The sequence below is a fragment of the Desulfobacula sp. genome (genome assembly GCF_021107415.1).
The window spans coordinates 1-5,602 of sequence record NZ_JAIOSW010000047.1 but is presented as its reverse complement, the minus strand read 5'-3'; the positions used below and the strand labels follow the sequence as shown (position 1 = coordinate 5,602).

Genomic DNA, 5,602 nt, shown 5'->3' with positions numbered 1-5,602 from the left:
CTGCAAGGATCGATGATGTGGCCAATTTTATTCCGGCAAGAATATCAGTTTTGATCATCTCCCTGGGTGCAGTTCTTTTTTCATTTAAAAGAGGTGTTTTATCTTTAAAGACAGGTTTCTCACAGGGATCGCTTCACAAAAGTCCCAATGCCGGATATCCGGAAGCCGCGTTTGCAGGTGCGCTTAAAATAAGACTTGGTGGTCCAAATGTCTATCATGGCGTTTTGGTTGAAAAACCTTATATTGGAAAAGAATTTAAAGATCCCAAAAAAGGAAAAATAAAGCAGGCATGTGACCTCATGATGTTCAGCTCATTGTTGGCTATGCTGATTGCATGCTTTATTCTTTTTATTTTTTAGGTTAATCGTATTAATTTTTTAAGTCGCGGGAATAATATTAATGGCAAAGCCAAGCTACGAAGAACTGGAAAAAAAATTTAAACTTGGAACCACCTCTTTTATTTTTCCGGATCATATTATCCCCAATGTAAAAAAACTGGGGCTATTTTTTGATGAAATTGAGCTTCTTATCTTTGAAAGCCGGCCAGCAGAAGTCCTTCCTTCAAAAAAAGATGTAAAAGAGCTTTTATATTTATCTCAAAAATTTGACCTCACTTATAACATCCATCTTCCCATTGATGTCAGTCTGACCCATGAATCTTTAGTAAATAGACAAAAGGCAAGGGATACAATCCTTGCGGTAATAGATCTTTTTGCGCCCTTAAATCCCACCACCCACACCCTTCACCTTGACATGCCGCCTGATGTTAAAAAAAATATTGAAAATCAAAAAAAACTGAAAAATTGGGAGGAGAAGACCCGGCAAAGTCTTGGTGCCTTAATATCAGATATATCCAACCCTGGTATCATTTCCATTGAAACCCTTGACTACCCTTTTTCCTGTCTTGAAACCCTGGTGGAAGAATTTAAGGTGTCTGTCTGCATTGATGCCGGTCACCAAATAAAGTATGGGCACAACCTTTTGGAAACATTTGAGAAACATAAATTCAGAACGTCTATTATCCATTTACATGGTGTGGCATTTTCCGAACAGAACATCAAAGATCATACCGCTCTTGATAAACTGCCGAAAGAATACTTCAGACAAGTTCAGACGATTCTGGAAGATTTTACAGGGGTGGTCAGCCTTGAAGTATTTAATCTTGAAAACCTGAACCGCTCCTTAAGAGTTCTTTCTAAGGTTTTTAAAAACATTGCTCCAATGATTGTGAATTTTCCCAATAGAATTTCATGACTATTTCCAGAAAGTAATTTCAAAAAGATAAACGTTGCAACTGAAAGAATAAATAGATATTCTGTTTGCAGGATGGTTTAATATGCCTGCTTTGAAACTTGCTGTGAGATTTTTTTCCTGGAATGATGAAGGGAGAGAAGTGTATATGCATATCAGGGTCACACTATTGCTCTTTAGATTTTGTTTTTCCATTATTTTAGTATGCAGCATGGCTATGGTCTCAATGGCGGATAATGCCCTGCCTTTGGAACTAGTTGATTCCATCCGGAAGAACGTTCTTGTTATCGGAAAAATTAGCAATAATCCCAAGAAGCACTACACCTACCTGAAACCTATTGCAGATTATGTGGTATCTCATATGAATGATCTGGGTATCACTGAAAGCAAGGTGATCTTTGCGAAAAACACAGAACAGATGGTTACGTATATCAAAAAAGGAAAAGTGGACTGGATCACAGAAACTCCATTTACTGCGGTTATTTTTCAGGAGGAAGCTGGTGCCCAAATGCTGCTTAGAAGATGGAAAAGGGGAGTTCCTGAATACCATACTGTTTTTATCACTAGAAGGGACAGTGATATCCGTTCCATTAATGATTTGATCGGAAAGACCATTGCTTTTGAATCACCGGAATCCACGTCAGCTTTTTTTATACCGCTTTATGTTCTGCTTGAAAAAGGCATTAATCCTGTAAAACTGGATTCGCCTTTTGATAAACCTCCCAAGGGAAGAGTGGGATATGTTTTTTCCGGTCAGGAAATTAATATGTCCATCTGGCTTCATAAGCGGATGGTGGATGTATCGGCATACAGCAATCTGGACTGGGATAAAAAAGATCACACCCCTCTGGAACTGAGGAAGGACTTTATTATATTTCACCATACAAAACCCGTTCCAAGGGTTATTGAACTTGTCAGAAACAATCTTGATCCGGCGGTCAAGTTTAGATTAAAAGAGGTCCTCATGAAAGCACATTTGGACCTAAAAGCCAAACCGGTTCTCAAGAAATATCAGAAAACAACGAAATTTGATGAACTGAACAGCCAGGCGCTTGATTCCATTGACCGGATTCGGAGTATTCTTAAGTTTATCCAGATGGAAATAAGCAAATGAGCCTAAAGCTTCGTACAAAGTATTCCATCTATATCGTGACACTGGTTATCTGTATTGTGTTAGTGCTGACCGGAGTCCTGTTGAGTCTTTTTAGCTCTTCCCAGAAGGCTATCGTTGCCTATAGCTATGACAGCATCCGTGAGGATCTTTTCGATCAAACAAAAAAACGGGGTGAGGTGATAACAGGACTGCTTGCGGAAAATTTGATCAATCCTTTTTATCAGTATGACATGCAGACAATATACGAACTTTTGAGTGTGACGGCTGGTCTGCCGGATGTTCTTTATATTTATCTTTATAACCAACAGGGTAAAATTGTTCATGCGGGAAATGAAAAAATTCCGGAATTCGGAAACGACTTAAATGATGCAGAGAGTGTACAGGCTATCAAAACAAAAGGGAAGTATGTTGTCCAGGCCAGTGAAAACATACTTGATGTTTCTGTTCCCATCTGGATTGGTGAGACACCTCTAGGCGGGATTAAAGTAGGTCTTTCTCTTGATAGCATTTCTCGCCATATCAATGTGATGTCAGAATGTTTTAATAATATCAGAAAAAAATCTTCTAACCGGAATTTGATGATAGTTGCTTTAATAACGGTGCTCTTTATTGTTATCGGAGTGGTGTCCTCCATACTCCTGGCTTTAAAATTGACAACTCCCATACGGGATCTGACCTTTCATGCTGATAAAATCGGTTCAGGTGATTATGACCATGAGGTTTCTGCATCCTATCATGGAGAACTTGGAGATCTGTTCCATGCATTCTACCGGATGAGAGAAGATCTGAAAAATAATGAAGCATCTCTGCGCGATAGTAAAGAGTTGTTTGAAAAAACCTTTTATTCCCAACGGGATGCCATTTTTATCTTGAATAATGATGCTCCACCTTTGATTATGAATTGTAATCCGTCTACAGAAAGGATATTCGGTTATACCCGTGAGGAAATGTTAAATTGTAAAACAGATTTTTTACATGTCGACAATGCCTCATTTGAAAAGTTTAAAGCGATACTTTATCCCGCTATACAGGAGTCCGGTTTTGCTTACATCCCTGAATTCAAAATGAAACACAAAAACGGAACTGTCTTTATCTCTGAGCACAGCGTGTTGCCACTTGAAGATGAACAGCAACAGCGTATCGGATGGGTAAGCGTTATACGAAATATCGACAAACAGAAACAGGCAGAGCAGGCTCTAAAATATAGAGAACATCAATTAAAAACTATTTTTAATAATGTTAACGCATCCGTTTATATTTCCGATATGGAATCAAATAGAATTCTTTTCGTGAATAAACACATGAAAACTCTTTTTGGATGGGACCTAACCGGAAAAATTTGCTGGCAAACAATCCAGGGCAATCAATCCGGACCCTGCGAATTCTGCACAAATGATAGATTAATAGATGCCAAAGGTAATGTGACCAAACTCTATATATGGGAAAATTATAATGAAAAACTTGAAAGATGGCATGAATTACACGATCAGGCAATTCCATGGATGGATGGACGGTTGGTGCGTATGGAAATCATGATAGATATTACAAATAGAAAAAAGATGGAAAAAGCTCTCCTAAAAGCCCATGATGAACTGGAACTTCGGGTGGAAAAACGGACGTTAGAATTGTCAAGGACAAACAAACAACTTGTAGACACAACAAACACCTTGAACAATATCCTATCCTCATCCACTGAACATGCTATTGTTGCAATAGATCTTCATTTTCGCATTCTCCTCTATAACCCTGCCGCAGAACGCATCCTCAAATATCCAACCAAAGAAGTGATCGGTAAAACAATCCAGGAGATACATACCAAAGAAAAGGTTAGACCTGAGCATTTTAAGCGGGCAATCAGAGATGTCAGGCAAAACGGTATATATGAGTACGATGTTATATCCAAGAGTTTGACAGGTGAAAAATGTTTTATTCATTGTATTATCATGCCCATGAAAAATGAAAATAATGATATCACAGGGTATATTTTGTTTTCACAAGATGTTACAAAAATTAAAAGTTTACAGGATCGACTTGTCCGGTCGGAAAGACTGGCTGCCACCGGCCAGCTTGCAGCCACAATAGCCCATGAAATAAATTCACCCTTGCAGGGCATTGTAACTTTACTGAGTTTTCTAAAAGAGGCCTATGCAACGGAAAAAAAATTGTATGAAAATCTGGAAATTGTTAAAATCGGATTTGACTCAATAAAAAATACCATAAACAAGCTAATGAATCTGACTCGTCCAGGTAAAGAAGAAAAACAACCGACCCATATCAATACTGTTATTCATGATACAATTTCTCTTGTTCAATTTCACATGGATAAACTCGAGATTAAAGTCAATGTTAATTTAGCATCTGAAATTCCGACAATTAATGCCTCCCCATCACAACTGGGACATGTTTTCCTTAATTTGATCAACAATGCAATAGAAGCCATGACGGGTCAATCCTCAAGGAAAGAGATTACAATTAATTCAACTATTGAAGAAAACAATATTGTAATTACAATTCATGACACTGGACCGGGAGTTAATAAAAAAGACATGGATCATGTTTTTGATCCTTTTTACAGTACAAAAAAAATTATGGGTTTAGGTGTGGGCCTTTCTGTGTGTAACAGCTATGTCGAAGATCATAACGGCAGTATTATCGTTGAAAACCATCCTTCCGGCGGAGCCTTTTTTACAATTTTATTACCAATCGGGCATAAAATATGAAAAAATATAAAATATTATTGGTCGATGATGATATTACACTTGTTCAAGGTACAAGTTTGTACCTTGAACAAAAAGGGTATCATGTTTTTACAGCAGGTAATGGGAAAGCAGCAATTGATTTGTTACAGATCTCCTCCTTTGATCTGGTATTGACCGATCTTGTCATGCCTGGGATTGACGGATTTCAGGTTTTAAAAAAAGCAAAAACCTTACAACCTGAAATAATGGTCATTGTCATGACAGGTTTTGGTGATGTTAAATTTGCCATTGACTGTCTTCGGCTTGGGGCTGATGACTATATGCTCAAGCCCTGTGAACCTGAAGAGATGGTCTTTCGCATAAAAAACTGCCTGGAAAAACTGGAGGGGAAAAAACAATTAAAAAACGCTGAGAACGCTCTTAGAGATAGCGAAAAACTTTATCGATCTTTGATTGAAACCACTGGTACCGGATATGTAATTATTGATGAATCCGGTAAAATAAAAGATGCGAACAAAGAGAGCCTTCGCTTAATTGG

Annotated in this window: 5 protein-coding genes; all 5 read left to right on the top strand. The window is 38.0% G+C overall.

The window, feature by feature from the left end:
- Window positions 1-359: cobalamin biosynthesis protein (locus K8S13_RS02645; protein ID WP_291460217.1), on the top strand; the 359-nt coding region annotated here is incomplete at its 5' end.
- A 40-nt stretch (window positions 360-399) separates the two neighbouring features.
- Window positions 400-1,254 carry a cobamide remodeling phosphodiesterase CbiR gene (gene cbiR, locus K8S13_RS02640; protein WP_291460215.1) on the top strand — a complete coding sequence of 285 codons (855 nt, stop codon included), beginning with the start codon at window positions 400-402 and terminating at the stop codon, window positions 1,252-1,254.
- 82 nt (window positions 1,255-1,336) lie between these two features.
- The gene (locus tag K8S13_RS02635) at window positions 1,337-2,365 is read left to right on the top strand and encodes a phosphate/phosphite/phosphonate ABC transporter substrate-binding protein (protein ID WP_291460214.1); all 1,029 of its coding nucleotides are present in this window, start codon (window positions 1,337-1,339) and stop codon (window positions 2,363-2,365) included.
- Window positions 2,362-5,085 carry a PAS domain S-box protein gene (locus K8S13_RS02630; protein WP_291460212.1) on the top strand — a complete coding sequence of 908 codons (2,724 nt, stop codon included), beginning with the start codon at window positions 2,362-2,364 and terminating at the stop codon, window positions 5,083-5,085. The genes K8S13_RS02635 and K8S13_RS02630 overlap by 4 nt, the downstream gene beginning before the upstream one ends.
- Window positions 5,082-5,602: response regulator (locus tag K8S13_RS02625; RefSeq protein WP_291460210.1), on the top strand; the 521-nt coding region annotated here is incomplete at its 3' end. The genes K8S13_RS02630 and K8S13_RS02625, both read left to right, overlap by 4 nt.

Bases quoted from the DNA above. Each gene is read 5' to 3' on its own strand.
- cbiR (WP_291460215.1), top strand. From the start codon at position 400: ATGGCAAAGCCAAGCTACGAAGAACTGGAAAAAAAATTTAAACTTGGA.
- K8S13_RS02635 (WP_291460214.1), top strand. From the start codon at position 1,337: ATGCCTGCTTTGAAACTTGCTGTGAGATTTTTTTCCTGGAATGATGAA.
- K8S13_RS02630 (WP_291460212.1), top strand. From the start codon at position 2,362: ATGAGCCTAAAGCTTCGTACAAAGTATTCCATCTATATCGTGACACTG.